This window comes from Jejubacter calystegiae, assembly GCF_005671395.1.
Taxonomy (GTDB): Bacteria; Pseudomonadota; Gammaproteobacteria; order Enterobacterales; family Enterobacteriaceae; genus Jejubacter; species Jejubacter calystegiae.
Window position 1 is genome coordinate 2,517,023 of sequence record NZ_CP040428.1, and the last position, 25,871, is coordinate 2,542,893.

Consider the following 25,871-nt stretch of genomic DNA (forward strand, 5'->3'; position numbering starts at 1 on the left):
TTAGTTACTGTTCTGTCGCTGCGGCTTACTGATCACCTCGATCAAATCAGCGATCTGCTGCTGTTTGCGGGTAGAAAGTTTACAGACCTTACGCAGAGCCTGCATGATCTCCGGCTCGGATGGAGTGGTTTCCTGTGCCAGGATAATCAGGCAACCCGGAAGCACTTTGACGTTAACTGGTGTCCCGGTTTCAAATCCGACTTCCCCCAGCCAGTTGCCTTTTAGATGCAGACTGGGGCTTCGACTGTAACGCGTAGTTATGTCGGTGGTGGAATTTTCGTGACGTATGCTGGTATATCCGACTTTCAGGTTACGTTGCGTTTTGGAAATAACCGCCTGTGGCTTATGATGTGCATCAGCCATAATCAACTCCTGTTCAGTTGGTTGTGGTCAGCGGCCTGTCAGTGTTTGCGGCACTGGCGGGTCGCGCCTGTATTAATAACGTATTTTCGCAGCTGTGTTCCTTTGTTAATAAATTAAGGGTTGTCGTTATTTTAATCTGTAATAACTTACAGTAGTGCACTGTGTTTCTGATTTCTGAATCCGGTTCGCAAGATTTAAATTAAATTTCAGCGCTGTTACATTGGCTGAACTATTTTTCGCTTTGCGGCTGTGTTTGGGAGAAATATGTTCTCACGGTGAATGTTCCGTTCACTTTGCGTTTCTTTTCCATATGCCAGTCCCGGCACCGGTGAACGGGTAAGGAGGCTCAAGCGCCGCCTCCTTACAACCTGGCTTTCCGGCGTGAAAATCGCCCTTCGGGTCCCCTCCGCTCATTCCCGGCAGCCGGACGGGTCGGGCGTGACGGCACGTCCGTGTGCCGCACGCCCTCAGCCCGACATCCCTGTCGGGCTGACCCTGGCAGCCAGGAACGCTCCGGCGATTTTCAGGCCGGGATGGGTGCCCGCTGTAACCTTCTGCTAGCGGCGGCGCGCTGCTTTCCGGCGACCAGGTCCAGTTGGTCAGCCGTGGCGATGTCACTAACAGCGGTACCATCAGCGGACGTGAAATGACGCAGATCAGTGCCGATAACCTGACCAATCAGGGTTTTGTGCAGGGCAAGTCGGTCACGGTGCTTACCGATAACGACATTATCAACAGCGGCGGTACGCTGCTGGCTCAGGACAGCCTGACGTTGCAGGCGGGGCACGATATTATCAGCCGCACTGAAGGCGGCAGCGCCGGAACCGAAGCCTGGCTGGACCGCAGCGCCGGTATTTACGTTCAGAACGATAAAGGCGAGCTGACGCTGAAGGCGATGAATGATATCACCCTGACGGCAAGCGAGCTGATTAACCGGGGCCAGGAGAGTACGACGCAGATTATCGCCGGGCGCGATTTGAACCTGGATACCCAGCGCCTGAGCCATGCCACCGACTATACCCGCGACAGCAAGCGATACGATCGTACGCTGTCCACTCAGGAAGCGGGAAGCCGCATTGATGCGGGCGGGGTGCTTGCGATTGCCGCAGGCCGGGATATCAACGCCCGGGCGGCGGAGATAAGCGCGGGCGATGCGTTAACGGCGCAGGCCGGGCGTGATATTAATCTGACCAGCGGCGAAGCCACTTACGATCACGAGGGGCGCAGTAAATGGACCAGCTCCGGTTTCCTGTCGAAGACGAAGCATGAGCTGTACGGCAACACCTCGCAGCGCGAAGCGCAGAGCACGACGGTGAGCGGCGACAGCGTCCAGATGCAGGCCGGTCGGGATCTGACGGTGCAGGGCAGCAATGTGGTGGGCACCGGCGATGTGAGTCTGGCGGCGGGGAATAACCTGACCCTGACCACGGTGGAAGAGGTACTGCACGACACGCTGGTGAAGCAGAAGAAAAAGTCGGGGCTGATGAGCACCGGCGGTATCGGGTTTACGGTGGGAAGCCTGAGCCAGAAGGTGAGTACCGAAAGCGACAGTAATATACAGAAGGGCAGCACCGTTGGCAGCAGCGGCGGGAATGTCTCGCTGAGCGCCGGGAATCTGGCCTCAATTCACGGCAGCGATGTGGTGGCGGGTCAGGATATCAGCATTACCGGTCGCGATGTGGCGATAACGGCGGCGCAGAACAGCCATACTGAGCTGACGAAGACCGAGACGAAGAGCAGCGGGCTGACGCTGGGGCTTTCGGGGTCGGTGGGCAGCGCGCTGAACACGGCGACGCAGCAGGCGCGGGCGGCAGGTAAAGAGGACGATGGCCGGCTGGCGGCGCTGAAGGGGACTCAGGCGGCGCTGACCGGCTATCAGGCGGCACAGGCCGGCAGGCTGGCGGCGGTGTCGGACGATAAAAAGGACGGTAATACCGTCGGGGTGATGCTGAGCTACGGCAGCCAGAAATCGACGTCGGAAAGCCGGCTGGAGCAGCGTACGTCCTCCGGAAGCACCTTAACGGCGGGCCGGGATATGACCATCCGTGCCACGGGCGACGGTAACGGCCAGGGCGGCGACCTGGTGGTGCAGGGCAGCCAGCTGACGGCGGGGCGTGATATGGCGCTTGCGGCGAACCAGGATATCAGCCTGAGTTCGGGGCAGAACAGCGACCAACTGAGCGGCAGCAATAAGAGCAGCGGCGGCAGCGTGGGTGTGGGTATCGGCGTGGGCTCGGGTAGCGCCGGTTTTACGGTATCGGCGAGCGTAAACCAGAGTCAGGGTCGCGAGAAGGGTAACGGTCTGACCCATACGGAGACCACGGTGGACGCGGGGCGTCAGGTGAGTCTCAGCAGCGGACGGGATACGCTGTTGCAGGGCGCCCAGGTGAGCGGGGAGTCGATAAAGGCGGAGGTGGGGCGCAATCTGACGATGCGTAGCGAGCAGGACAGCGACCGCTATGATATGAAGCAGAGCAGCAGCAGCGCCGGCGCGAGCGTCACCTGGGGAGCGGGGGCCAGCGGTTCGGCGAGCGTGAGCGCCAGCCGGGACAAGATGCACAGCAATTTTGATTCGGTGCAGGAGCAGACGGGACTGTTTGCGGGTAAGGGCGGCTTCGATGTGACGGTGGGCGAGCATACCCAGCTGGATGGGGCAGTGATAGCCTCGACGGCATCGCCTGAGAATAACCGTCTGGATACGGGAACGCTGGGCTGGAGCGATATCCACAATCAGGCGGACTATAAGGTGGAGCACCAGAGCGCGGGGCTTTCCACGGGCGGTAGCGTGGGAGACCAGTTTCTGGGCAATGCGGCGAGCAGTCTGCTGGTGGGGATGAACGGCGAGGGGCATGACAGCAGTACCACGCATGCCGCCGTGAGTGACGGGGCCATCACCATCCGGGATAAGGATAAGCAGGCTCAGGATGTGGCAGGGCTTTCCCGGGACACCGAACATGCGGCGAACGGTCTGAGCCCGATATTTGACAAGGAGAAGGAGCAGCAGCGGCTTCAGGAAGCGCAGCTGATAGGAGAGATAGGCCGTCAGGTGGGGGATATCGCGACAACGGAAGGGACTATCGCCGGGATGAAGGCGAAGAAAGACCCGGCAGCGCTGGCAGAGGCGAAGGCACAGCTGGAGCGTGAAGGAAAACCGTTCAGTGATAAGGATGTGGCGGAGCGGGCCTACAACAATGTGATGCAGCAGTTCGGTACCGGCAGTGCGTTGCAGCAGGGAATCCAGGCGGCAACGGCGGCGGTGCAGGGGCTGGCGGGAGGTGACCTGGCTCAGGCCATCAGCGGCGCGTCGGCGCCGTATCTGGCGGAGCAGATACATAAGCTGACGGAAGGTAATCCGGAAGCGAAAGCGATGGCGCACGCGGTGGTGGGTGCGGTGACTTCCTGGGCTGCGGGTAACAACGCGGCGGCGGGAGCTGCCGGTGCGGTGACCGGTGAAGTGATGGCGCAACTGGTGATGGGGCAGCTTTATCCGGGCAAGAAGGTCAGCGAGCTGACAGAAACGGAGAAGCAGACCATCAGCACGCTGGGCACGCTGGCGGCGGGTCTGGCGGGGGGGCTTGCCGGAAACAGTACGGCGGATGCGGTGGGTGGAGCGCAGGCCGGGAAGAATTCGGTTGAGAATAACTATCTGAGTAATACCCAGAAGGCTCAGAAGAAGGAAGAACTGGCGGAATGTAAGACAGTTGCCTGTAAAGCTCAGACAGAAGCGAAATGGACGGCGATTGATTTGGGGCAGGACGGCAGCTTTGCGGCGGGTATGGTGGCCGGGGTTCCGGCAGGTCTGTATGATGCTGTGGACAGTATCGTGAAAACTGCCAGCAGTCCGCTTGAAACCTATGAAGCGCTGAAATCGCTGTTTAACAGTGGTGATGTGCTGGGCAATGTCTCGGATGCAGTGAAGCAATCCTATATTGATCGCATTGATCGAATGGAAGCGGAGTACCAGAGAGCCGGGGCCAGCGGATCGTTTAATGCCGGTGTTGAAGGCGGTAAGCTGGTCACGGATATAGCCGGATTGTTGGCTGGCGGTGCTGGCGTGGTGAAAGGTGGTGCGGTACTGACGGAGAAGGTTGTTGCGAAGGTCGCAGGTAAGGCTGAATCAGCGGTTGCGAATGCAGGGAAAGCAACCAGCGGAGCTGAGAATGTAGCACTCTATCCGAAGCTGAAAGACGACCTGTTGCAGCAGAATCTGAATAATATTGCGAAGCAGGATCCGAGGCTGGCGATCGCTGTTAAAGGAGATGGCACTAAAAATCCTAATTTCTCTATAGGAATGGGAACAGCAGCCGATGCTGACAGGTTGGGTAAGATATGGGTTGGTGATGGTGGGAAATTGGTTGATAATCAAAAAAAATGTCCAGGTTGTTGGACTAGTGCTGATGGTACCCGTTTGTATCGTCCGCCAACTAATAAGAAAAGCCAATTTGCTACTACAGGTGTTCAGGCAAATTTCCAGCAGTTCGATAAGTCAGGAGCGATGATCAGTAATGGTCATCTAAATGTGACCAAATGAAAGCCGATTTAAAATCTCTGTGGTCTGATCATTTTTTACTAGAAGAGTATCAGCCTTCGGAACCTGATAATTTTTCTTTGTGGGTAGAATTATCGATAGGTGCTGATAATGGGGAAGAGGCCGATTACTTTCGAATAAAAATATGTACCCCCGAATGGCTCTGTAAGCACCAGTGGCTGCCGGAGCTGATACGGCATACGCTGCTGGTACGTAAATACGATCTGGATGAGATCAAAAAGACCATCACCGATTATATCGACCAGTGCGAAGGTGAAGACTGGATGGAGATAGCCCAAAAACTCGCGCGCGTCTTTGCCTGGGAGTATGAAGACTATCAGCCTTAAATAACTAATCCCGCCCTTTACCGGCGGGATTTTACTTTACAGACCAGTCAGTTACCGTTCTGCTTCTGCGGCCTGCTGATCGCCTCGATCAGATCCGTGATCTGCCGCTGCTTACGGGCAGAAAGCTTACCGGCTTTGCGTAATGCCTGCATGATTTCCGGCTCGGGTGGGGAAGTTTCCTGTGCCAGGATAATCAGGCAACCCGGAAGCACTTTGACGTTAACTGGTGTCCCGGTTTCAAATCCGACTTCCCCCAGCCAGTTGCCTTTCAGGTGCAGGCTGGGGCTTCGGCTGTAGCGCGTGGTTATACCGGTCGTGGAATTTTCGTGACGCATGCTGGTATATCCGACTTTCAGGTTGCGTTGTGTTTTGGAAATAACCGCCTGTGGCTTATGATGTGCATCAGCCATAATCAACTCTCCCGTAGTTGGTTGTGGTCAGCGGCCTGTCAGTGTTAGCGCACTGGCGGGCCGCGCCTGTATTAATAGCGTATCTTCGCTACTGTATTCCTGCATTAATAAATTAAGGGCTGCCGTTATCTTAGCCTGTAATTAATCACAGTGGTGCGCCTGTTTTTTGTTTTCTGAAGCTGTTTCGCAATATTTAAACTGATTTACAGTGTTGTTTCATTGACGGGTAAATAGTGCCATGTTCAGGAGATATATGTGCGCATTGTGGAGTATTCCGTTCACTTTGAGTTTCTTTTTCCTCTGTCAGTTCCGGTGCCGGTGAACGGGTAAGGAGGCTCAAGCGCCGCCTCCTTACAACCTGGCTTTCCGGCGTGAAAATCGCCCTTCGGGTATAACCCGGCCCATCCCTGGGCCGGTCCCTTCGGGCAACGCCTGCGGCGTTGTTCAAAATTGCTCCCGGCAATTTTGTCCTCCGCTCATTCCCGGCAGCCGGACGGGTCGGGCGTGACGGTACATATATGGACGCTCCCGGATCGCAAATGTTTTTTCAGTAAAAATGACAAAGTGGTAGCTGCAGCCATATATTCGGTCTTTATTCCAGGGATTTTCCCCTGACCATGATGAGTAACCGCCAGGTGAGTACCAGACATCCACTACGGGCTTTTCCGCCCCTGTGCCGTCACGGCTTCTCTCACCTGCGGTCTTACCTGTTTTGCCATCTTACTGATTACACCCGCACTTCCGGTAACGTGTGACTCTGTTTACTGTAACCCGTAGCGTCAGCCTGAGCCTGTATCAGGCTGGCGTTGCGGGGTGGTATTCTGTTCCGCGCCTCAGCATCGCCCACAGTATCCGGGTGGTTTTATTGGCCTGTGCGGTGACTGCCACGTTGTGAGGTTTGCGCTGCATCAGCGCCAGCAGCCATGGGGTTCCCTGACCGGTTCGCTGAATCCAGGCTGCCACCGCTCTCGCCCCGTGAACCAGAAGGAAGCGAAAATAGCTGTCCCCCCGTTTGCTGATGTGCCCCAGTTTCTGGTGACCTCCGCTGGAATGCTCCCGGGGAGTCAGCCCCACCCAGGCGGCAAACTGTTTTGCCGAGCCGAACTGCTGTGCGTTTCCGACAGAGGCCACAACATAAGTGGCTGTCAGCAGACCCACGCCCGGCACCTGCGCCACACGCTGACAATCCGGGCGGCTTCTGAACCATGCCGTGAGCTCTTTTTCCACCTGCGACAGCTGGTTGTCCAGCTCCCGGATATGCGCCAGCTGGCGGGCGGCGCTGGACCGGACCAGAGGTGAAAGCCCGTTTTCATCATCACCCAGGATATCGGACGCGCACTGATGAACCTGCCGACGCCCCCCCGGAATGACAAACCCAAATTCAGCCAGCATCGCCCGCAGGCTGTTAATCACGGCGGTTCGCTCCCGGATAAGCAGACTCCGTTCGATATGCAGTGTCAGTACCGCCTGCTGCTCTACCGTTTTTATTTCAACGAAACGCATGTTTGGCCGGGTGACAGCCTCGCAGATGGCTTCTGCATCTGCCGCATCTGTCTTGTTCGTTTTGACGTAGGGTTTTACATACTGAGGCGGAATCAGTTTCACCTGATGACCGTGCTCCCTGAACAGCCGCCCGAAGTGATGGCTGGATGAACACGCCTCCATCCCGATAAGGCAGGGCGGCAGGTTGATAACAAACTGAACAAACCGGGCACGTGACAGACGCTTACGCAAAACGGTATTCCCGTTGTGATCAACGCCGTGAAGCTGGAAAACACTTTTTGCCAGGTCAATACCGAGAGTTGATACTTGCATGATGGACGCTCCTCATTTGTCAGGACGTTATACAACGATCCAGTCTGGTACACTGATACCGTAAAATCTGGAGCGTCCATCTCATTATCCCTGTGCCGTATGCCCTCAGCCCGGCATCCCTGCCGGGCTGACCCTGGCAGCCGTGAACGCTCCGGCGATTTTCAGGCCGGGATGGGTGCCTTCTGCCAGCGGTTCGGCGAGCGTGAGCGCCAGCCGGGACAAGATGCACAGCAATTTTGATTCGGTGCAGGAGCAGACGGGACTGTTTGCGGGTAAGGGCGGTTTCGATGTAACGGTGGGCGAACATACGCAACTGGATGGGGCTGTGATAGCCTCGACGGCATCGCCTGAGAATAACCGTCTGGATACGGGGACGCTGGGCTGGAGCGATATCCACAATCAGGCGGACTATACGATAAAGTACATGATATTGCCGAAGTGACTAGTATACGGTTGTTTAGCGCAGGGAAAAATGGTGGCTTGTTGTATGGCCCCCGCTCACCAAAATATGGACAGACGGCGCAATAGCGACCATTGATAAAATAAAAAACGACCATTATCTGGCCGTCTTTTCCATTGTTATCCCTAAACCACCTCCAGAGGAGGTGGTGATTGATTTCTCAGAGCACCTCTCGCTACCCTTGCTGTGTGGTGCTCGCCAGCTCCGATCCACTTTCTACCTCGGCGGGCGTATCGAATATTTTGCGGCACACCTTGCTGTTGCCCCAGCACTCTTCATAGCGATAGCCGATTAACTCTTCCATTACCGCGCGTACGTCTGGCGCCACCTGGGCTATTTCGCCGCCCGCTTTGATTCTTGCCACTTCGGCAAGCACTATCAGGTGCGTTTTGCGGTTCAGCTTCATCTGATGACTGAAAAGCATCCCCATGACTGCAAGGGAGATAACGCCAATGCAAAATACCGCGGCAATCGCCATTACGGCGCTTTCTGGTTGCGTATGGGACTTAGACTGGAAGCCGTAGAAACTGAGAATCGCGCCCATCACGAAGACGATAACCGAGCGCATCAGCTTGCCAGAGAAGGTCATCGCCCCCGCGTAGATCCCTTCCCGGCGGCGGCCCGTAAAGGCTTCATCAATATCCGCCAGAAAGGTGTAAACCGTCCAGGGGATATAATAAACGCCGCCGGTACCGATACCGAACACGACGGTGATTGCCAGTATCGCCGCCGTTGCATACTGCTGCGGTACCTTAAGAATATAGAGCAGGCTATAGCAAATAACAGAGAATATGACGATGGACAGCGCCAGAATATAGGGTTTACTGAAGCTGTGTTTTACACAGATGGCAATAAAAATCGCCGTAGAGAAAAGCTGTAGCACGGAGTTCAGGCTGCTTAATCCAGCCACCATGGCCGGGTCGTATTGCAGTACAAAAATGATGAAATAGGTGAAAACTGAAGCGAACAGCCATTCTGCGCCGAAACCGCACAGGTACATACCCAGATGCTTACGAAATACGCGCAGATGGAAGGTCGATTTCATGTCGCGCACTAGGGTTAACATTGTTCTCGCCAGCGTCATTTTTTTCTCTTCGGCCGGCGCGCTATCCGGCTCCTGACGCTCCCAGGAAAATAAATACAGCATGCTGATGGCACAGCATAAAATAACGCCATAGGTTAACGCGGTAAAAAAGAAAGGCTCCGCAGAATCTTTACCATAGATCAGAATGAACTGTCCTGGAATGAATGCCGCCAGGAAGTTGGCAATCTTACCAAAAATGGCTTTGTAGCCAGTCAGTTTAGAGCGCGCCGCGAAGTCGGTGGTCATTTCTGTGGCGAGCGTTTCATAGGGAACCATGACCGAGGTGTAGATCAGTTCAAACAACACATAGGTGGAAAGGTAATACCAGAAACCGAAGCCTTCTACCCATAAAAACGGATAGAACAGCATCAGCGGAATGCCCAGTAGAATAAAGAAGCGGCGGCGGCCAAATCGTTTTCCAGGCCTGGTTTTACCAAAATTGTCAGAGAGATAGCCCATCAGTGGGTTACTGATAGCATCGATGACGCTGGCGACAGAGAAAATCGCTGTCGCTTCTATCAGCGTCAGGCCGCAGAAAGTGGTGTAGAAATAGAGTAACCAGATGCCGGCAATGGCCAGTGCGCCGCTACCTAATAAATTTCCCCCGCCATAGGCTAGTTGATGCCGGAATAAAATGGGTTTTTCTACGTTCATAAACGCCTCGCCATTAAGTAAAACAATGTTTTGTTTTTATTGGTTATGTGTTTTGTATTATTGGCTGGGATGTTTTTTTGTGATTTTCATCCCATTTACCGTAATCAGACGGGGTTATCGGGTAAATTTGGGATGCAGTTAACAGTATTAACTTCAAACAATGATTGCTGAATGAAACTATTTCCCTGTGTGATTTTGAGCGTAATGAAGAATGTCAGGAGAGGGGATTTTCCCCTCAGTCGGCTACCTCTTGCCCCCAGGGTTATTGCGCGTAAACTAGCCGGTAGCAAGCAAGATACAGGAGGCAGCATGAACATTAGCGATGTGGCGAAACGCACCGGGCTGACCAGTAAGGCGATCCGCTTTTATGAAGAGAAGGGACTGGTGACGGCACCGGCTCGCAGCGAAAACGGCTACCGCAGCTATGATCAGAAGCATCTGGAGGAGCTAACGCTGCTGCGTCAGGCGCGTCAGGTGGGTTTTAATCTGGAAGAGTGTCGGGAACTAATTGGCCTGTTCAATAACCCTCAGCGTCACAGCGCGGACGTAAAAGCGCGTACCTTGCAAAAAGTCGCGGATATCGAACGCCATATTGAAGAGTTGAAGGATATGCGCCAGCAGTTGCTGGCGCTTGCGGAAAGCTGCCCGGGGGATGATGGCGCAGACTGTCCGATTATCGATAACCTGTCTGGCTGCTGCCGTCGCTCACAGGCCTGAAGGGCAGGCCTCTATCCGTAGCGTGATCCCCTCTATCGCCACCACCTTTACTCGCGTTCCGGCAGGCAGATCGCTGCTGGCGACAACGGGCCAGCGACCATCACCGACCCGGATCTGGCCACGTCCGTTGATTAAGGGCTCGTCCAGCAGCAGCACCTGACCAATCATCGACTGACCGCGCTGATTGATGCCGGTTGCGGGCTGTTCGCGGTTGCGGGTGGCCATCCAGCGCCACCAGCAGAGGGCGCACAGCACCGTCAGCAGGGCGAAGCTGACGCCCTGCCATTCCCAGCTCAGGGGCAGCAGCCAGCTTAAGGCGCCGACAATTACGGCGGCAATGCCGCTCCACAGCAGATAACCGCCGGTACCCAGCATTTCGGCGGCCAGCAATAATCCCCCCAGCGTCAGCCAGAAAACGTGCGGATGTTCGACCAGCATGGCGGCAATCATGATGATTTACGCTCTTTCGCGCTCTCCTTGAGCAGTTCGCCGATCCCGGCGATGGAGCCCATCAGGCTGCTGGCTTCCAGCGGCATCAGCACCACTTTGCTGTTGTCGGCGCCGCCAATCTGCTGTAGCGCTTCAGTGTATTTCTGGGCGACAAAGTAGTTGATGGCCTGGATATCTCCGGCGGCGATGGCCTCGGAAACCATTTGGGTTGCCCGGCCTTCCGCTTCGGCCTGGCGTTCGCGGGCTTCGGCTTCAAGGAATGCCGACTGGCGGTCGCCTTCGGCCCGCAGAATACGCGACTGTTTGTCGCCTTCCGCTTTCAGGATTTCGGCCTGACGTATGCCTTCCGCCTCCAGAATATAGGCGCGTTTGGTACGCTCCGCTTTCATCTGGGCGTTCATCGAAGAGATGAGCTCTTCGGGGGGGCGCACATCGCGAATCTCTATACGGGTGATCTTCACGCCCCAGGGGTTGGTGGCGTCATCGACGATGTGTAACAGGCGGCTGTTAATGCTGTCGCGCTGAGAGAGCATTTCATCCAGCTCCATTGAGCCAAGCACGGTACGGATATTAGTCATCGTCAGGTTGATGATAGCCAGCTCAAGATTACTGACCTCATAGGCCGCTTTGGCGGGGTCAATCACCTGAATAAAACAGACGGCATCGATGGAGACATTGGCGTTATCGCGAGAGATAACCTCCTGAGAGGGGATATCAAGGACCTGCTCCATCATATTGATCTTGCGGCCGATGCGATCCATAAACGGCACCACCAGCCCCAGTCCGGGCTGCAGCGTGCGGGTATAGCGGCCAAAGCGCTCTACGGTCCACTGGAAACCCTGAGGCACAATTTTTACTCCGGCGGCCACCACTACCAGCGCCACAATAATCAGAACCAGAATCACCATCATCATCGAAAACCCTCCTGTTTCCGCTCAGGCCATTGAAATATTCAATATCGCAATAATAAAACCGTAGGGATTATATGTGTTCAAGTGTGGCTAATACTAATAGATTGCGCCATTTTTCATGGATTCAGAACATTGTTCGCAGAATAGAACGCGCGGTAACGGGGAGGGGAAATCGGGGCCGTAAACGGCCCCGGGGAAATCAGTAGAGCAGGGAGTAAAGCTGGCGGCGGAAACGGGAAGCCAGCGGATCGCCAGTACCCAGCGCGGCCAGAATTTCCTGGAACAGCTTGCGGACTTCGCCATTACCGGCGCCCAGATCCTGTTTCAGATGACCGAACAGCAATTCCAGCGCCTCTTCATTGCGCCCCACCTGCTGAAGCTGAAGCGCTAGCTGAGCCGCGAGCTGGGGATCGTTCGGGTTCTGTTCAACCTGCTGCTGAAGCTGCTGAATTTCCGGGGTATCCGCAGCCTGGCGTAGCAGATCGATCTGCGCCAGCAGCCCCTGATAGCGGGTATCCTGATCCTGAAGCGGGATGGTTTTCAGTACCGCTTCGGCATCGTCAGGGCGGTTCAGGGTTAACTGAACTTCCGCCAGCTGCAGGCCGTATTCACTCGCCTGACCGGAAAGCTGCCAGGCCTCTTTCAGCAGCGGTAGCGCTTCGTCGAATTTGCCTTCCTGCATCAGTTGAGCCGCTTCCTGGGCCTTCAGCTCCTCTTCACGCGGCAGCACTTTATCCAGCAGAGCGCGAATCGCCTCTTCCGGCTGAGGACCTTCAAAACCATCTACCGGCTGGCCATTCTGGAACAGGTAGACGGTCGGGATGGCGCGCAGGCCAAACTGCGAGGCCAGCATCTGTTCCGCGTCACAGTCCACCTTCGCCAGCACAAACTGCCCGTGATACTGGTTGGCGAGGCTTTCGAGCACCGGGGTAAGCTGCTGACAGTGCTGGCTACGCTCCGACCAGAAGTAGAACAGCACGGGGACCGTCATGGATTGTTCCAGCGTCTGGCGCAGGTTCGCTTCGCTGATGTCGATAATCGTCTGTGTGGACATGGGTCACTCTCTGTTTAGCGTTTCATCTCTACATGGGGGCACGATGTCGTGCTTCAACTCACCCCTGCAATATTTTATCCAGCGCCCGATCGGGAAGCAGGCGTTTTAGCACCCTTATCGCGTGAGTCACCAGAGTAACCGGATAGCGCAGTTTGGGGCGCGAACTTTCCAGGGCATGGCACACCTTCGCCACCACCGCTTCAGGGCCCAGTGAGAGGCGTGCGGCGATCCCCGGGTTTTCGACGGGGGCGTCGTGGCGGGTCTGGTTGACGTTGACGGTAAACCGGGTACGAATTGGGCCGGGTTCGATCAGGCTGACCTTAATGCCGCTATGGCGTAACTCCATCCTTAGCGTATCGCTCCAGGCTTCCAGCGCATATTTGCTGGCCGCGTAGGCGCCGCGCCCGGGAGTGGCGACCAGTCCCATCACGGAGCTGGTCATCACAATACGTCCTTCGCCGTGGGGAGCCATTGCCGGTAACAGCAGCATAGTGAGCTGGTGGACGCCAAAAAAGTTAGCGCCGAACTGCTGCTCCATCTGCTGGCGATCGATGGTAGTCAGCGGGCCATAGAGCCCGTAGCCGGCGTTGTTAAACAGTCCATACAGGCGACCATTGGTCAGTTCAATCACCTGTTGCGCGGCCCGGGATACGCTTTGCGGCGAATCCAGATCGAGTTCAATACCGGTGTAGCCCAACTGGGTCATGCGCTCGACATCATCCGGTTTACGGCAGGCGGCCAGTACGCGCCAGCCCCGGCGCTGTAATTCGGCGGCGCAGGCCAGGCCAATACCGCTGGAACAGCCTGTTATTAACACGTTTTTTTGCATAACTTTACGTCGTTTCTTCCCTGGTGATTCAGGAGCCGTGATTAACTATGGGGGCCAGCTTGTCGGCCATCCAGTCAGCAATAAACGACTGGGCTTCCGGGCTGGGATGGATACCATCCTCCTGCATCCACCCGGGTTTGAGATAAACCTCTTTCATAAAGAAGGGCAGCAGGGGAACGGAAAATTCTTTCGCGAGCCGGGGGTAAATGGCGCTGAAGGCTTCATTGTAGCGTCGGCCATAGTTGGCCGGGAGCTGAATTTGCATGAGTAACGGTTGGGCCTGAGTGGTCTTTACTTCGTTAATCGCCTGACGCAGCGTTTTTTCGATGTCGGCGGGGGGGAAGCCACGTAAACCATCGTTGCCCCCCAGTTCGATAAGCACCCAGCGCGGCTGGTGCTGTTTTAGCAGTCCGGGCAGGCGAGACAGCGCCTGAGGTGCGGTATCGCCGCTAATGCTGGCGTTCACCACCCGGATATCAGGCTGCCATTTTTTATTGAGTAGTGCAGGCCAGGCGGCGCCGGCAGACATACGGTAACCGGCGCTCAGGCTATCCCCCAGAACCAGTAAGGTCTCTGCGCTGGCCGCGCGGGCGACCATCAGAGCCAGTAACAGGAAGGGCAGATGCCAGCGGAAAACATTCTTGAAGTTCATCATCTTAAGAAATCCGTCGGAGAGGGGGAGCACGAGCTCACCATCCTTACCGGAGTTGAGCTTGTTGTCAAACCAGCCGAAACCATCGCCCTGATTGGCGAATCGGGATCGGGAAAATCGACGCTGCTGTCGATTCTGGCGGGGCTGGATGATGGTTCCAGCGGTCAGGTCATGCTGTTGAGTAAACCGCTCCATACCATGGATGAAGAGGCGCGCGCCGCGCTGCGCGCAAGCAGCGTCGGCTTTGTTTTTCAGTCGTTTATGCTGGTACCGACGCTGAACGCCCTGGAAAATGTTCAGTTGCCCGCGCTGCTGCGTGGTGAGAACGACGCAGCCAGCCGCGAGCAGGCCAGAGCGTTGCTGGAACAACTGGGGCTCGGTAAGCGTCTTCATCATCTTCCTGCCCAGCTTTCTGGCGGGGAGCAGCAGCGGGTAGCGCTGGCGAGAGCCTTTATTGGCCGCCCGGCGCTGCTGTTTGCCGATGAGCCCACGGGTAACCTGGACCGACAGACCGGTGAGCGGATCGCCGATCTGCTCTTCTCCCTGAATCGGGATCACGCCACCACGCTGATTCTGGTGACTCACGATCTCCAGCTCGCGGCACGCTGCGACCGGCGTCTGCGCCTGAGCGACGGCCAGTTGAAGGAGGAGTGATGGTTATACGCTGGTTCTGGCGCGAATGGCGCTCACCCTCTTTGCTGATTGTCTGGATGGCCCTGAGTCTTGCGGTGGCTTGCGTACTGGCGTTGGGCAATATCAGCGATCGTATGGAACGCGGGCTCAGTCAGCAAAGTCGGGAGTTTCTGGCGGGGGATAGGGCGTTACGCGCGCCGCGCGCCGTACCGGATGGCTGGCTGAATCAGGCGCGTAGCGACGGCCTGAGCGTGGGGCAGCAGCTTACCTTCAGCACTATGACCTTCGCCGGGGATCGTCCGCAACTGGCGAGCGTCAAGGCGGTGGATGATATCTATCCAATGTATGGCGAACTGCTGACGCGTCCACAGGGGCTGAAACCGGCGCCCGGCAAGGCGTTGCTTGAACCGAGGTTGATGGCGCTGTTGGGGCTAAAGCCCGGCGATACCCTGGAAGTTGGCGATACCGAACTGAAGATCGTCGGCGAGGTGTTGCAGGAGCCGGACGCCGGATTTAACCCGTTTCGTATGGCGCCGCGCCTGATGATGAATCTGGCGGACGTTCCCGCCACCGGCGCGGTACAGCCCGGTAGCCGCCTGACCTGGCGCTATAAGTTCGGCGGTTCAGAGTCGTCGCTGGCCCGGTTTGAATCCTGGCTGACGCCGCAACTGTCGGCGGAGCAGCGCTGGTATGGCCTGGATCAGGATGAAGGGGCGCTGGGCAAATCGATGGAGCGCTCGCGCCAGTTCCTGCTGCTTTCGGCGCTGTTGACGCTGCTGCTGGCGGTGGCGGCCGTGGCGGTAGCGATGAGCCATTACTGCCGCAGTCGTTACGATCTGGTGGCGATTCTGAAAACCCTGGGGGCCGGGCGTGCCGCGCTGAGCCGGTTAATTGTCGGTCAGTGGTTGATGTTACTGGCGCTGTCGGCGCTGGCCGGTGGTGCGGTGGGGCTGCTGTTTGAACGTCTGTTGCTGCATGCGCTGGCGCCGGTGCTGCCGGTGTCATTGCCCGCTGCCAGCCCCTGGCCATGGTTATGGGCCATCGGCGGTATGGTGGTGATTTCCCTGCTGGTGGGGCTGCGGCCGTACCGGCTGCTGCTGGCGACGCGGCCGGTACGGGTGCTGCGCCGCGATGCGATCGCCAACGTCTGGCCGCTGAAAATCTGGCTACCGCTAACGGCCTGCGTGGTGGTGGCGCTGCTGGCGCTGTTGATGGGCGGCAGTGCGCTACTGTGGGCGGTACTGGCTGGCGCCGTGGTGCTGGCCGCATTGTGTGGTGTGATCGGGTGGCTGTTACTGCGTCTGCTTGGCCGCCTGACTCTGGGCGCGTTGCCAATGCGTCTGGCGGTCAGTCGTCTGCTGCGCCAGCCCTGGGCAACCCTGAGCCAGCTGGCGGCCTTTTCGCTCTCCTTTATGCTGCTGGCGCTGTTGCTGGTGCTGCGCGGCGATATGCTGGATCGCTGGCGCCAGCAGCTGCCGCCGGACAGTCCGAATTATTTCCTGGTCAATATCAGTCCGTCGCAGATTCAGCCACTGAAGGAGTTCCTGGCGGATCACCAACTGATCCCCGATGCCTGGTACCCCATTGTGCGGGCCCGTCTGACGGAAATCGACGGAAAGGGGACGGAGGGAAATCGCGATGAAGCGCTGAACCGCGAGCTGAATCTGACCTGGCAGAGTGCGCTACCGCCCCGTAATCCCATCGTGGCAGGAAGCTGGCCGCCCAAAACGGGGGAAGTGTCCATTGAAGAGGGGCTGGCTAAGCGCCTGAATATTCGACTGGGCCAACAGCTTACCTTTAGCGGTGATACCCAGAGTTTTAGCGCGAAGGTAACCAGCCTGCGGCGGGTGGAGTGGGAAAGCCTGCGCCCCAACTTCTTCTTTATCTTTCCGCCTGGCGCGCTGGACGGTCAGCCGCAAAGCTGGCTGACCAGCATGCGCTGGGATGGGGATTCACGCATGCTGACCGAGCTGAATCGCCATTTCCCCACCGTCAGCCTGTTGGATATCGGCGCGATCCTGAAACAGGTGGGGCAGGTGCTGGAGCAGGTCAGCCGCGCGCTGGAGGTGATGGTGATTCTGGTTACCGCCTGCGGTGTGCTGCTGTTGCTGGCTCAGGTTCAGGTGGGGATGCGTCAGCGTCATCAGGAACTGGTGGTGTGCCGTACTCTGGGCGCCAGCAAGCGCCTGCTCAGAACGACATTGTGGTGCGAGTTTGCCGTACTGGGCGTGGTATCTGGCCTGGTGGCGGCAATAGGGGCCGAAACGGCGCTGGCGATGCTCCAGACCCGGGTATTCGATTTCCCCTGGGAGCCGGAATGGCGCTTGTGGATTGTGTTACCGCTGTGCGGCGGCGTGCTGCTGTCGCTGTGCGGCGGTTGGCTGGGCACCCGACTGTTGAAAGGTCGCGCTCTTTATCGTCGATTTAGCAGTTAGTTTCCATATTCTGTGCGCCACATCACGTTATGTGGCGTTTTTTTATTTTTGTAACATTTGTTCATAAATAAGATACCCCTTAACAGCACGAAACGTTAAAGACCTATCCGAAATTGCAACAAATAAGCGATAACATGCCTGTGCTTTTGGCAAGCAATGGCAATAAGGGATAAAAAATGAAAACAAAAATAACTGCGCTGGCAAAACTGGTCGGCGTCGCGGTGGTGCTGGGCGCGACTTCGTTCGCGGCTCAGGCAGAAATCACGTTAATCAAGCAGGATCCACAACCAGGGAATCCGCTGAGTCGTCTGAACTTTACTGTCGGCGGTAGTATTCGTCCGCAGATAAACAATATGACAGGCGGATATGATAATGGTTCATATAAACGTAACGTCTTCGATGGTGGCACACGTTTCCGCTTCGCAGCCGATTACTATCTGTTCGATGACATCAGCTGGGTAGGCTACTACGAGCTGGGCGTGAACATTCCGGCGGTGCTTAAGTGGCATAACCACTATGCCGACGGCGCTAACGATACCACCCGTCGTATGCTCTACACCGGTTTCAAGAGCGACACCTGGGGTACCCTGACCTTCGGTCAGCAGAACAGCGTCTACTATGACGTTGTCGGCGTGAAAACCGATATCTGGGACTACGATATGCTGGCCCAGGCGCCGGGTAACGGTATCAATGGTGACTACGATGGTTCCTATCGTTCACGTAACATGCTGAAATACAAAAACACCTACGGCGATTTCGATGTTTACGCCGCATGGCTGTTCGACGATACGCTGAATCTGAACGACGGCAAGGGTCAGTACAAGCGTAAAGGCGGCGGCTCGCTGGGTGTGGATTACCACATCAGCGACGATCTGACCTGGGGTCTGGCGTGGAACTATACCCGTGCCAAAGTTCGTAACTATGACGGTACTGACAGCACGACCTATAACCAGAATATCTACGGTACGGCCCTGAGCTGGACCCCGGATAACTGGACACTGGCGGCCGGTCTGGGCTGGTACCAGAACTATCTGCCGATGAAGAGCGGATTTACCCGTTCGCTGGTCACCAAAGATAACTACTTTGCTGATGACGCCTGGGGTTATGAATACTTCATCGGTTATGAATTCCCGATCAACCAGTATCTGGTTAAGGGCATTCAGCCGTACATCATGGGCGACCGTCTGGAGTTCGTGAACGGCACTAACTGGAAGCGTATCGACAACGGTCTGGGTATCAACTTCAAGTTCGACTACGGGTTCTCCGTTCAGTACGAACACGTGTTTACCTCCAGCACCGACGATCAGGGCGATATGAACCTGGTGCGTCTGCGTTACGACTTCTGATGTCGTTATCCGCGGGCCATTGCGGCCCGCGGTCTTTCCGCTACCGGGCGCCGCGCTGCGCCAGCCACTCCCTGACCTGCTGTGAATCTCCTTCGAACACAATTCGCTGGGCCTTTTTAGCGAGCTGATAGCGATACATGGGATCGTAATAGTCGCGCAGTAGCGGCGTCAGCCAGTCGAGGTGGGCTGTGGCATGACCGCGCCGTTGATGTTCCTGCAATGACTGCTCAAGAATCCCATTTAGCTGAACAAAGCGTTCTTCCCCCAGACGGCGACGAATGGCGAACATGCCGTGACGCAGATATTCCGCAAAAGCCAGCCAGCCGGACTCTTCACCCTGCCGGGCGATAAAGGCTGCCGCCATGCTGACGAAGTACTCCTCTTCCAGGCGTTCAAGCCGCAGCGGGAGCGGATCGTCAATCACCACGATTTCCGCCTGTTCCATCTGTGCCCGAAAGGGTTTAGGAATATGGCGTGAGCCGATGGCCGGGCCTTCGTCTTCCACCAGCCAGAAGAAGTCGCTCCAGCCCTTCTGGGCCCGGGATTTCTGTACCATCATGGCCGCCAGGCGGTTTTCGAAGTTTGCCTGGCTGGGTTGCGGTTCTGTAGTGCGCCCGAAGGAGGAGCCGCGGTGACGGGCCAGCCCTTCCAGATCGACGCCGCAGGCGAAGTCGCGCACCATCAGCGTTTTTCCACAGCCGGTATTACCGGCGACCAGCACCATAGGGCGCAGGCTCAGGCGGCCAAGGGCGCTCATCATATAGCGGCGTACCGCTTTATAGCCGCCTTCGATCAGCGGAGCCTGAACCCCGCTTTCCTGCAGCCACTGCTGTACCAGATGGCTACGCAGGCCGCCGCGCGAGCAGTAAAGATAACCGTTGGGATGACGCTGGCACCAGTCACGCCAGGCGGCCATACGCGCTTCCCGTACCTCGCCGCGCACCAGCGAGTGGCCAAGCGCTATCGCGGCTTTCTGACCTTCTGCTTTGTAACAGGTGCCGACCCGGGCGCGTTCGTCGTCATTCATTAACGGCAGGTTGCGGGCGCCGGGCAGAGAACCCTGAGCGAATTCCACCGGGGCGCGCACATCCAGCAGCGGCACGCCGGAAAGAATGATATCACGGTAGTCCTGGCTATCAGGACGCACCGGGGAAGCGTTATCCATTGAACAGACCTTATGGCCGACGGAAAGAAACCGTGGCGAGTGAAATGCAAAATGCAGTAGCGCTATTTTACGTAGCCATAAGGCATGGGCGCAACGCTCAGGGGAGAATATCGTGCGTTTTAGTGGACATCAGGCGACCGGATGGCCGCCTGTGGGGGAGATTCAGCCGTTAAGATGAGCCTGAGCCCAGGCCAGCCCGCTGGCGTATTCTGGCGGCAGAAACGGCGTCAGGACCTTAAGGGTATCGCTTAACCGGCGCGGATCGCTGGCGCTCAGGTTGAGATGGCCCACCTTACGTCCCGGGCGCACCTCTTTGTCGTACCAGTGCAGGTGCACCAGCGGCAGCTTCAGCCAGTCATAATTCAGATGACTGCCGATCAGGTTCACCATGACCGACGGGCTGTCGACCGCCGGTTGCGGTAGAGGCAGGTCGAGGATGGCGCGCAGGTGCAGTTCAAACTGGCTGACAGAGGCGCCGTTCTGGGTCCAGTGGCCGCTGTTGTGCACCCGGGGGGCCAGCTCGTTAATCAGCAGACCGGCGGGAGTCACGAAGCACTCCATCGCCATCACGCCCACGTAATTCAGCTCCTGCATAATGGCGCCCAGCATGGATTCGGCCTGGCGCTGCTGGTCGGCATCCGCGTGGGGGAAGGCGACGCTGGTACGCAGGATACCGTCCTGATGCAGGTTATGGGTGAGGGGATAGAACACCGTAGCACCGTTATGGGCGCGGGCGCCGACCAGCGACACTTCGCCGGAAAAATGGATGCCCTGTTCGACGATGCACTCGCCGTAGCATTCATCGGGAAGCGTGTCGGCATCATTCGGGCCCAGCCGCCACTGGCCGCGGCCATCGTAACCGCCGGTGCGGCGTTTGACGATGGCAAGGTCGCCCAGCCTTTCGAATACCGCAGGCCATTGGTCCGGAGAGGCCAGCAACTGCCATGGGGCGGTGGCCAGGTTCAGCCTGTCGAACAGCTGCTTCTGGGTCAGGCGATCGGCGATGATGGGGAAAACATCCCGGTTGACAAAGGCCGGGTGGCGGGCCAGTTCGCGGGTCAGCGCGGTTTCCGGCCAGCGTTCGATTTCGGCGGTGATGACGCTCTGCTGAACCGGAACGGCTTCCGGTTCAGCATCCAGCCCTACCGGCCAGACGGTGATACCCAGCGGCTCACCGGCCTGACGCAGCATCCGGCCCAGCTGGCCGTTACCCAGTACGCAGACCTGCTTCATGCTTCCTCCCGGGGATCGGGATTTTCCAGCACATCTTCGGTTTGCTGGCGACGGAACGCTTCCAGGCGCTGCCAGAGTTCGGCGTCGTGCTGCGCCAGAATCTGTGCCGCCAGTAGCGCGGCGTTAGCCGCTCCCGCTTTGCCAATGGCCAGGGTGCCTACCGGAATGCCGCGCGGCATCTGCACAATGGAGTAGAGGCTGTCTACGCCGCTCAGGGCCGCGCTCTGTACCGGGACGCCCAGCACCGGCACCAGGGTTTTGGCGGCCAGCATACCGGGCAGATGGGCGGCGCCGCCGGCGCCTGCGATGATGACCTGATAGCCGTTGTCATGGGCTGTTTCGGCGAAGCTGAACAGTTTGTCCGGCGTGCGGTGCGCAGAAACGACTTCGACATGAAACGGAACATTAAGGTCGGTAAGGACATCGGCGGCATACTGCATGGTGGCCCAGTCGCTGCGGGAACCCATAACAATAGCGATGCGGGTAGCCTGGTTTGAAGACATGCGTCCTGAAACTCCTGTGGATAGGGATAAAACGACGGCGTTCATCACAAATGAAGGACTCAGAGAATAGCACGTAAAACCGGGAAGGAAAACGGTTGCGTAGCGAAGTTACCCGGCAACCTTGCCGGGCTCAGACGGCAAACCAGCGCCGCCAGATAAAACGGATCGCCAGATACTCAATAGCGCCCAGAAACAGAAACCACAGGCAGAAAATAATGGTGTAGAGCTGATTCATATCCACAAAGTGAAACAGGCTCATCAGCTTTTGCGCCAGTTCCTGACCCAGCAGCGGCGCGGGCAGCAGCAGACAGGAAAGAAAGGCCAGCAGCAGGATACCGCCTGCGGTCAGCACAGGCTCGGAAGTGGGTTTCATCACGATTAATCCTGTGAATTAAAAAATTGCTTAAACGGTGGTCACCCTCAGAACGGGAAGGCGACCAGTTCCACATCATCGGCGGTTACGCGGATCATCGACCCTTCCCGATGCCAGGCGCCCAGCACGCAGCGCCATGCCGGTTCACCGTCAACTTCAAGGGGGTGGATAGCCGGACGATGGGTATGACCGTGTATCAGCCAGCGCACCTGCTGGCGCGACATTGCTTCGCGCACGGCCTGCTGATTCACATCCATGATCTCCATGGATTTACTGCCGTTGGCGGCTTTGCTCCCGGCACGCATACGTGCGGCGATGCGCTTACGTATGAACAGCGGCAGGGCCAGGAACAGCGTTTGCAGCCAGCCCTGATGCACCCGGGCCCGGAAGGCCTGATAGCCATGGTCGTCGGTGCACAGGGTGTCGCCGTGCATAATCAGCACCCGGCGCCCGTCTATCGAAAGCACCTGTTCTTCAGGCAGTAGCTGCATACCGCTCTCCCTGGCGAAGCGCTGGCCCACCAGAAAGTCGCGATTGCCGTGAATAAAGAAGCAGGGCACGCCGCTGTCGACGAGATCGCGCAACGCTTGCGCCACCTGACGGTGCAGTGGTTCGGGGGAGTCGTCGCCGATCCAGGCTTCGAACAGATCGCCCAGAATATAGAGCGCATCGGCCTTTCTGGCATCGCCCGCCAGAAAACGCAGAAAACCGGCGGTAATCGCCGGTTCTTCCGCGCAGAGATGGAGATCTGCGATAAACAGGGTGGCCACGAATTACTCGCTAATGGTCACGCTTTTGATAATCACGTCTTCTTTCGGTACATCCTGATGCATGCCGCTGCGGCCGGTAGCGACGGCTTTGATCTGGTCGACCACGTCCATCCCTTCTTCCACTTCAGCGAAGACGCAGTAACCCCAGCCTTGCAGGCTTTCGCCGCTGAAGTTCAGGAAGTCGTTATCGACGACGTTAATAAAGAACTGGGCGGTGGCGGAATGCGGTGCCTGAGTGCGCGCCATGGCCAGGGTGCCACGGGTGTTTTTCAGGCCGTTGCTGGCTTCGTTCTGAATCGGATCGCGGGTGGTTTTCTGCTTCATACCCGGCTCAAAGCCGCCGCCCTGCACCATAAAGCCATTGATCACACGGTGAAAAATGGTGTTGTCGTAGAAACCTTCACGGCAGTAATCCAGAAAGTTCTTCACGGTAGCCGGCGCTTTATCGTCGAAGGTTTTGATAACGATATCGCCAAAGTTGGTGTGAAAAGTAACCATGTTATGCATCCTATAATTGTTCATGCGTATTGCGGCAGACGTGGGGCCTTTATAGCATAAGTCAGCGGACGGAAACACCTGACAAAGCGTGCTGCGTCCCCGGGGAATTCCGGGTAAGATATAGCGCTTTTCCCCCTGACACACGTTTACATGGAATCTTCAGATGTTGAAAATCTTTAATACCCTGAGTCGCCAAAAAGAAGAGTTCAAACCTATTCACCCCGGTGAAGTAGGGATGTACGTGTGTGGGATAACCGTTTACGACCTCTGTCATATCGGGCATGGCCGTACCTTCGTCGCTTTCGATGTGGTGGCCCGCTATCTGCGTTTTCTGGGCTATAAGCTGAAATACGTGCGTAACGTTACCGATATCGACGATAAGATCATTCGCCGCGCCCAGGAGAACGGTGAGTCCTTCAACGCACTGGTGGATCGCATGATCGCTGAGATGTACCAGGACTTCGATGCGCTGAATATTCTGCGCCCGGACAGCGAGCCGCGCGCCACGCACCATATTCCGGAGATTATTGCGCTGACCGAGCGTCTGATCGAACGCGGCCATGCCTATGTTTCTGGCAATGGCGACGTGATGTTCTCGGTGCCGACGGATCCGCAATACGGTTTGCTGTCGCGCCAGGACCTGGAACAGCTGCAGGCCGGCGCCCGGGTAGAAGTGGCCGATGCCAAACGCAACCCGATGGACTTTGTGTTGTGGAAGATGTCCAAGCCTGGTGAGCCGAGCTGGCCTTCTCCGTGGGGCGAAGGGCGTCCTGGCTGGCATATCGAATGTTCCGCCATGAACTGCAAACAGCTGGGCAGCCACTTCGATATTCACGGCGGCGGTTCGGATCTGATGTTCCCGCACCACGAAAACGAAATCGCGCAGTCCACCTGTGCCCACGACGGCGAATACGTTAACACCTGGATGCACTCCGGTATGGTGATGGTGGATCGCGAAAAGATGTCCAAATCGCTGGGCAACTTCTTCACCGTGCGCGATGTACTGAAGCACTACGATGCTGAAACCATCCGTTACTTCCTGATGTCCGGCCACTATCGCAGCCAGCTTAACTACAGCGAAGAGAACCTTAAGCAGGCCCGCGCTTCGCTGGAGCGTCTGTACACCGCGCTGCGCGGTACCGACAGCAGGGTGGCAGCTGCGGGGGGCGACGAATTTGAAGCGCGCTTCCGGGAAGCGATGGATGATGACTTTAACACCCCTGAAGCCTACTCGGTGCTGTTCGATATGGCGCGCGAGGTTAACCGTCTGAAATCGGAAGATATGGCGGCGGCGAACGGGATGGCGGCCCATCTGCGCAAGCTGTCCGGGGTGCTGGGCCTGCTGGAACAGGAGCCGGAACAGTTCCTGCAGAGTGGCGCGCAGTCCGACGATAGCGAAGTGGCGGAAATTGAAGCGCTGATCAAACAGCGTAACGATGCCCGTAAAACAAAGGACTGGGCCACGGCGGATATGGCGCGCGATCGCCTGAACGAGATGGGGATTGTGCTGGAAGATGGCGCACAGGGAACCATCTGGCGTCGTAAATAACGCCTTTTTAGAAGCGCACGCTTTGTCAGCACGCCCACGGCTTATACCGCCGTGGGCGTTTTTGTTGTCAGAAACTGCACTGTACAAATTGTTGCGGTCCGGGGTATAAATTTCAATCGCCTGTCTGTTTGCCTGACATTATTGTTTTGATTGCGCTCTCTTTTTCACCAATTTTTCATTGTGTATTCTGCTCACTTGTTCATTGTTGAAAATATTAGGGGCAAAGCGTTCTTAATATTTCTATAAAAATAGCAAGGATGACAATAATGAAAATTCACTTTCTTGGTAGCGGGGCATCTGAAGGTATCCCCAATCCATTCTGTCGCTGTGATATATGCCAGCAAGCCCGAAAAGTAAAAGGTAAGGAGGTGCGCACCCATTCGTCGGCCATTATCGATGATGTTCTGTTAATCGATCTGGCGCCGACCTTCAGTCATCAGATATTACGTGACGGTCTTGATGGTTCGGCGATAACCGATCTGCTGTTTACTCATACCCACCCCGATCACTTTAATGCAGGGGAACTGTTCAGCCGGATGGAAGGTTTCGGTCACGGTCTGGATTATCCACTTAATATTTATGGCAACGACATGGCTATCACGGGTTGCCTGAATATCCTGAATGGCTATAGCGAACAGCGATTCCGGTTTCATCGTCTGGTGCCGTTTGTCACGGTGCGTTGCGGAAAATATCAGGTAACGCCATTACTGGCGAATCATGCCAGGTGGGAACAGTGCTACCTCTACTATATCGAAAAGGACGGCTGCGCGCTGTTTTACGGCCACGACTCCGGTTGGTTTCCTGAATCCACCTGGTGTTGGCTGTCGGGAAAAAGTATTGATATCGCGGTACTGGAGTGCACCTATGGCGATCGGCAGGGAAATCGGACCGATAATCATATGAGTTTGTCGACCGTTTGTGCCGCCGTTGAAAAGCTTCGAAATCAGAATAGCCTGGGTGAGCAGAGCCAGGTGGTGTTATCGCATATCTCACATAGCAGCGCGCAATGTCATGAGACGCTGGTGGCCTGGTGCCAGGCCAGAAATATGATTGCGGCGTGGGATGGTCTCATTGTTAACAGTCAGGGATGAA

General features: G+C 56.8%; 23 protein-coding genes and 1 pseudogene. 9 read left to right on the forward strand and 15 right to left on the reverse strand.

Annotated elements, in window-relative coordinates; genetic code table 11:
* A complete protein-coding gene (locus FEM41_RS11505) occupies positions 1-363 on the reverse strand; it encodes a SymE family type I addiction module toxin (protein ID WP_138096105.1) in 363 nt (120 codons plus the stop codon).
* Positions 364-1,258: 895 nt separating this feature from the next.
* Between FEM41_RS11505 and FEM41_RS11510 the strand changes: the two genes are divergently transcribed.
* Together FEM41_RS11510 and FEM41_RS11515 are read left to right on the forward strand one after the other, a co-directional pair.
* Positions 1,259-4,894 carry a hemagglutinin repeat-containing protein gene (locus FEM41_RS11510; RefSeq protein ID WP_421805430.1) on the forward strand — a complete coding sequence of 1,212 codons (3,636 nt, stop codon included), beginning with the start codon at positions 1,259-1,261 and terminating at the stop codon, positions 4,892-4,894.
* Complete coding sequence (locus FEM41_RS11515) at positions 4,891-5,238, forward strand: immunity 8 family protein (protein WP_138096107.1); 348 nt, start codon at positions 4,891-4,893, stop codon at positions 5,236-5,238. The genes FEM41_RS11510 and FEM41_RS11515 overlap by 4 nt, the downstream gene beginning before the upstream one ends.
* Positions 5,239-5,285: 47 nt before the next feature.
* On the opposite strand, the gene FEM41_RS11520 is transcribed toward FEM41_RS11515, so the two are convergent.
* Together FEM41_RS11520 and FEM41_RS11525 are read right to left on the reverse strand one after the other, a co-directional pair.
* On the reverse strand, positions 5,286-5,648 hold the full coding sequence (locus FEM41_RS11520; RefSeq protein WP_138096108.1) for a SymE family type I addiction module toxin: 363 nt from the start codon (positions 5,646-5,648) through the stop codon (positions 5,286-5,288).
* Between the two features lie 795 nt (positions 5,649-6,443).
* On the reverse strand, positions 6,444-7,463 hold the full coding sequence (locus FEM41_RS11525; protein WP_138096109.1) for an IS110 family RNA-guided transposase: 1,020 nt from the start codon (positions 7,461-7,463) through the stop codon (positions 6,444-6,446).
* A gap of 181 nt (positions 7,464-7,644) precedes the next feature.
* Here FEM41_RS11525 and FEM41_RS11530 point away from each other — a divergent pair.
* Positions 7,645-7,887: pseudogene (locus tag FEM41_RS11530) on the forward strand (VENN motif pre-toxin domain-containing protein); the annotation flags it as partial.
* 211 nt (positions 7,888-8,098) lie between these two features.
* Here the strand turns inward: FEM41_RS11530 and FEM41_RS11540 are convergent.
* The gene (locus FEM41_RS11540) at positions 8,099-9,661 is read right to left on the reverse strand and encodes an MFS transporter (RefSeq protein WP_138096110.1); all 1,563 of its coding nucleotides are present in this window, start codon (positions 9,659-9,661) and stop codon (positions 8,099-8,101) included.
* Positions 9,662-9,970: 309 nt separating this feature from the next.
* Between FEM41_RS11540 and cueR the strand changes: the two genes are divergently transcribed.
* Complete coding sequence (cueR, locus tag FEM41_RS11545; RefSeq protein WP_138096111.1) at positions 9,971-10,378, forward strand: Cu(I)-responsive transcriptional regulator; 408 nt, start codon at positions 9,971-9,973, stop codon at positions 10,376-10,378.
* Here the strand turns inward: cueR and FEM41_RS11550 are convergent.
* The 5 genes from FEM41_RS11550 to tesA all read right to left on the reverse strand — a co-directional run bounded on the left by FEM41_RS11550 (position 10,367) and on the right by tesA (position 14,277).
* A complete protein-coding gene (locus FEM41_RS11550; RefSeq protein ID WP_421805364.1) occupies positions 10,367-10,828 on the reverse strand; it encodes an NfeD family protein in 462 nt (153 codons plus the stop codon). The two genes, cueR and FEM41_RS11550, sit on opposite strands and share 12 nt — an antisense overlap.
* Positions 10,825-11,742 (reverse strand): SPFH domain-containing protein, encoded by a 918-nt coding sequence (locus FEM41_RS11555; protein ID WP_138096112.1) that lies wholly within the window; start codon positions 11,740-11,742, stop codon positions 10,825-10,827. Before FEM41_RS11555 ends, FEM41_RS11550 begins: the two co-directional genes overlap by 4 nt.
* Positions 11,743-11,938: 196 nt before the next feature.
* Positions 11,939-12,793 (reverse strand): co-chaperone YbbN, encoded by an 855-nt coding sequence (locus tag FEM41_RS11560; RefSeq protein ID WP_138096113.1) that lies wholly within the window; start codon positions 12,791-12,793, stop codon positions 11,939-11,941.
* 58 nt (positions 12,794-12,851) lie between these two features.
* Entirely contained in the window at positions 12,852-13,622 is a 771-nt protein-coding gene (locus FEM41_RS11565; RefSeq protein WP_138096114.1) for an SDR family oxidoreductase, read from the reverse strand.
* 28 nt (positions 13,623-13,650) lie between these two features.
* Positions 13,651-14,277 carry a multifunctional acyl-CoA thioesterase I/protease I/lysophospholipase L1 gene (gene tesA / locus FEM41_RS11570; protein ID WP_138096115.1) on the reverse strand — a complete coding sequence of 209 codons (627 nt, stop codon included), beginning with the start codon at positions 14,275-14,277 and terminating at the stop codon, positions 13,651-13,653.
* On the opposite strand from tesA, the gene ybbA reads away from it, so the two are divergent.
* The 3 genes from ybbA to FEM41_RS11585 all read left to right on the forward strand — a co-directional run bounded on the left by ybbA (position 14,245) and on the right by FEM41_RS11585 (position 18,688).
* Positions 14,245-14,928 (forward strand): putative ABC transporter ATP-binding protein YbbA, encoded by a 684-nt coding sequence (gene ybbA / locus FEM41_RS11575; protein WP_138096116.1) that lies wholly within the window; start codon positions 14,245-14,247, stop codon positions 14,926-14,928. The two genes, tesA and ybbA, sit on opposite strands and share 33 nt — an antisense overlap.
* Entirely contained in the window at positions 14,928-17,342 is a 2,415-nt protein-coding gene (gene ybbP, locus FEM41_RS11580; protein ID WP_138096117.1) for a putative ABC transporter permease subunit YbbP, read from the forward strand. Before ybbA ends, ybbP begins: the two co-directional genes overlap by 1 nt.
* Positions 17,343-17,518: 176 nt before the next feature.
* Positions 17,519-18,688: a porin gene (locus FEM41_RS11585; RefSeq protein WP_138096118.1), complete on the forward strand. Its 1,170-nt coding sequence runs from the start codon at positions 17,519-17,521 to the stop codon at positions 18,686-18,688.
* Between the two features lie 40 nt (positions 18,689-18,728).
* Here the strand turns inward: FEM41_RS11585 and mnmH are convergent, their stop codons facing one another.
* The 6 genes from mnmH to ppiB all read right to left on the reverse strand — a co-directional run bounded on the left by mnmH (position 18,729) and on the right by ppiB (position 23,230).
* A complete protein-coding gene (gene mnmH / locus FEM41_RS11590; protein WP_138096119.1) occupies positions 18,729-19,853 on the reverse strand; it encodes a tRNA 2-selenouridine(34) synthase MnmH in 1,125 nt (374 codons plus the stop codon).
* Positions 19,854-20,015: 162 nt separating this feature from the next.
* Positions 20,016-21,086 carry a 5-(carboxyamino)imidazole ribonucleotide synthase gene (gene purK / locus FEM41_RS11595; RefSeq protein ID WP_138096120.1) on the reverse strand — a complete coding sequence of 357 codons (1,071 nt, stop codon included), beginning with the start codon at positions 21,084-21,086 and terminating at the stop codon, positions 20,016-20,018.
* Positions 21,083-21,589 (reverse strand): 5-(carboxyamino)imidazole ribonucleotide mutase, encoded by a 507-nt coding sequence (gene purE, locus FEM41_RS11600; RefSeq protein ID WP_138096121.1) that lies wholly within the window; start codon positions 21,587-21,589, stop codon positions 21,083-21,085. The genes purK and purE overlap by 4 nt, the downstream gene beginning before the upstream one ends.
* A gap of 130 nt (positions 21,590-21,719) precedes the next feature.
* Positions 21,720-21,962, reverse strand: a complete 243-nt coding sequence (locus FEM41_RS11605) for a DUF1158 domain-containing protein (protein WP_138099173.1) — start codon at positions 21,960-21,962, stop codon at positions 21,720-21,722.
* A gap of 47 nt (positions 21,963-22,009) precedes the next feature.
* A complete protein-coding gene (gene lpxH / locus FEM41_RS11610) occupies positions 22,010-22,732 on the reverse strand; it encodes a UDP-2,3-diacylglucosamine diphosphatase (RefSeq protein ID WP_138096122.1) in 723 nt (240 codons plus the stop codon).
* A 3-nt stretch (positions 22,733-22,735) separates the two neighbouring features.
* Complete coding sequence (gene ppiB, locus FEM41_RS11615) at positions 22,736-23,230, reverse strand: peptidylprolyl isomerase B (RefSeq protein WP_138096123.1); 495 nt, start codon at positions 23,228-23,230, stop codon at positions 22,736-22,738.
* Between the two features lie 163 nt (positions 23,231-23,393).
* On the opposite strand from ppiB, the gene cysS reads away from it, so the two are divergent.
* Complete coding sequence (gene cysS / locus FEM41_RS11620) at positions 23,394-24,779, forward strand: cysteine--tRNA ligase (protein WP_138096124.1); 1,386 nt, start codon at positions 23,394-23,396, stop codon at positions 24,777-24,779.
* Positions 24,780-25,045: 266 nt separating this feature from the next.
* Entirely contained in the window at positions 25,046-25,870 is an 825-nt protein-coding gene (locus FEM41_RS11625) for an MBL fold metallo-hydrolase (RefSeq protein ID WP_138096125.1), read from the forward strand.
* Position 25,871: the final 1 nt, after the last annotated feature.

What these genes read in the sequence shown, in the direction of transcription:
- FEM41_RS11625 (WP_138096125.1), top strand. Translation starts at nt 25,046, where the DNA reads ATGAAAATTCACTTTCTTGGTAGCGGGGCATCTGAAGGTATCCCCAAT.
- FEM41_RS11515 (WP_138096107.1), top strand. Translation starts at nt 4,891, where the DNA reads ATGAAAGCCGATTTAAAATCTCTGTGGTCTGATCATTTTTTACTAGAA.
- ppiB (WP_138096123.1), bottom strand. Translation starts at nt 23,230, where the DNA reads ATGGTTACTTTTCACACCAACTTTGGCGATATCGTTATCAAAACCTTC.
- FEM41_RS11540 (WP_138096110.1), bottom strand. Translation starts at nt 9,661, where the DNA reads ATGAACGTAGAAAAACCCATTTTATTCCGGCATCAACTAGCCTATGGC.
- FEM41_RS11555 (WP_138096112.1), bottom strand. Translation starts at nt 11,742, where the DNA reads ATGATGATGGTGATTCTGGTTCTGATTATTGTGGCGCTGGTAGTGGTG.
- mnmH (WP_138096119.1), bottom strand. Translation starts at nt 19,853, where the DNA reads ATGGATAACGCTTCCCCGGTGCGTCCTGATAGCCAGGACTACCGTGAT.
- ybbA (WP_138096116.1), top strand. Translation starts at nt 14,245, where the DNA reads ATGCCAGCGGAAAACATTCTTGAAGTTCATCATCTTAAGAAATCCGTC.
- FEM41_RS11510 (WP_421805430.1), top strand. Translation starts at nt 1,259, where the DNA reads ATGAATGATATCACCCTGACGGCAAGCGAGCTGATTAACCGGGGCCAG.
- FEM41_RS11505 (WP_138096105.1), bottom strand. Translation starts at nt 363, where the DNA reads ATGGCTGATGCACATCATAAGCCACAGGCGGTTATTTCCAAAACGCAA.
- FEM41_RS11560 (WP_138096113.1), bottom strand. Translation starts at nt 12,793, where the DNA reads ATGTCCACACAGACGATTATCGACATCAGCGAAGCGAACCTGCGCCAG.
- FEM41_RS11520 (WP_138096108.1), bottom strand. Translation starts at nt 5,648, where the DNA reads ATGGCTGATGCACATCATAAGCCACAGGCGGTTATTTCCAAAACACAA.
- cueR (WP_138096111.1), top strand. Translation starts at nt 9,971, where the DNA reads ATGAACATTAGCGATGTGGCGAAACGCACCGGGCTGACCAGTAAGGCG.
- FEM41_RS11605 (WP_138099173.1), bottom strand. Translation starts at nt 21,962, where the DNA reads ATGAAACCCACTTCCGAGCCTGTGCTGACCGCAGGCGGTATCCTGCTG.
- FEM41_RS11565 (WP_138096114.1), bottom strand. Translation starts at nt 13,622, where the DNA reads ATGCAAAAAAACGTGTTAATAACAGGCTGTTCCAGCGGTATTGGCCTG.
- tesA (WP_138096115.1), bottom strand. Translation starts at nt 14,277, where the DNA reads ATGATGAACTTCAAGAATGTTTTCCGCTGGCATCTGCCCTTCCTGTTA.
- FEM41_RS11525 (WP_138096109.1), bottom strand. Translation starts at nt 7,463, where the DNA reads ATGCAAGTATCAACTCTCGGTATTGACCTGGCAAAAAGTGTTTTCCAG.
- FEM41_RS11550 (WP_421805364.1), bottom strand. Translation starts at nt 10,828, where the DNA reads ATGATTGCCGCCATGCTGGTCGAACATCCGCACGTTTTCTGGCTGACG.
- purE (WP_138096121.1), bottom strand. Translation starts at nt 21,589, where the DNA reads ATGTCTTCAAACCAGGCTACCCGCATCGCTATTGTTATGGGTTCCCGC.
- FEM41_RS11585 (WP_138096118.1), top strand. Translation starts at nt 17,519, where the DNA reads ATGAAAACAAAAATAACTGCGCTGGCAAAACTGGTCGGCGTCGCGGTG.
- purK (WP_138096120.1), bottom strand. Translation starts at nt 21,086, where the DNA reads ATGAAGCAGGTCTGCGTACTGGGTAACGGCCAGCTGGGCCGGATGCTG.
- ybbP (WP_138096117.1), top strand. Translation starts at nt 14,928, where the DNA reads ATGGTTATACGCTGGTTCTGGCGCGAATGGCGCTCACCCTCTTTGCTG.
- cysS (WP_138096124.1), top strand. Translation starts at nt 23,394, where the DNA reads ATGTTGAAAATCTTTAATACCCTGAGTCGCCAAAAAGAAGAGTTCAAA.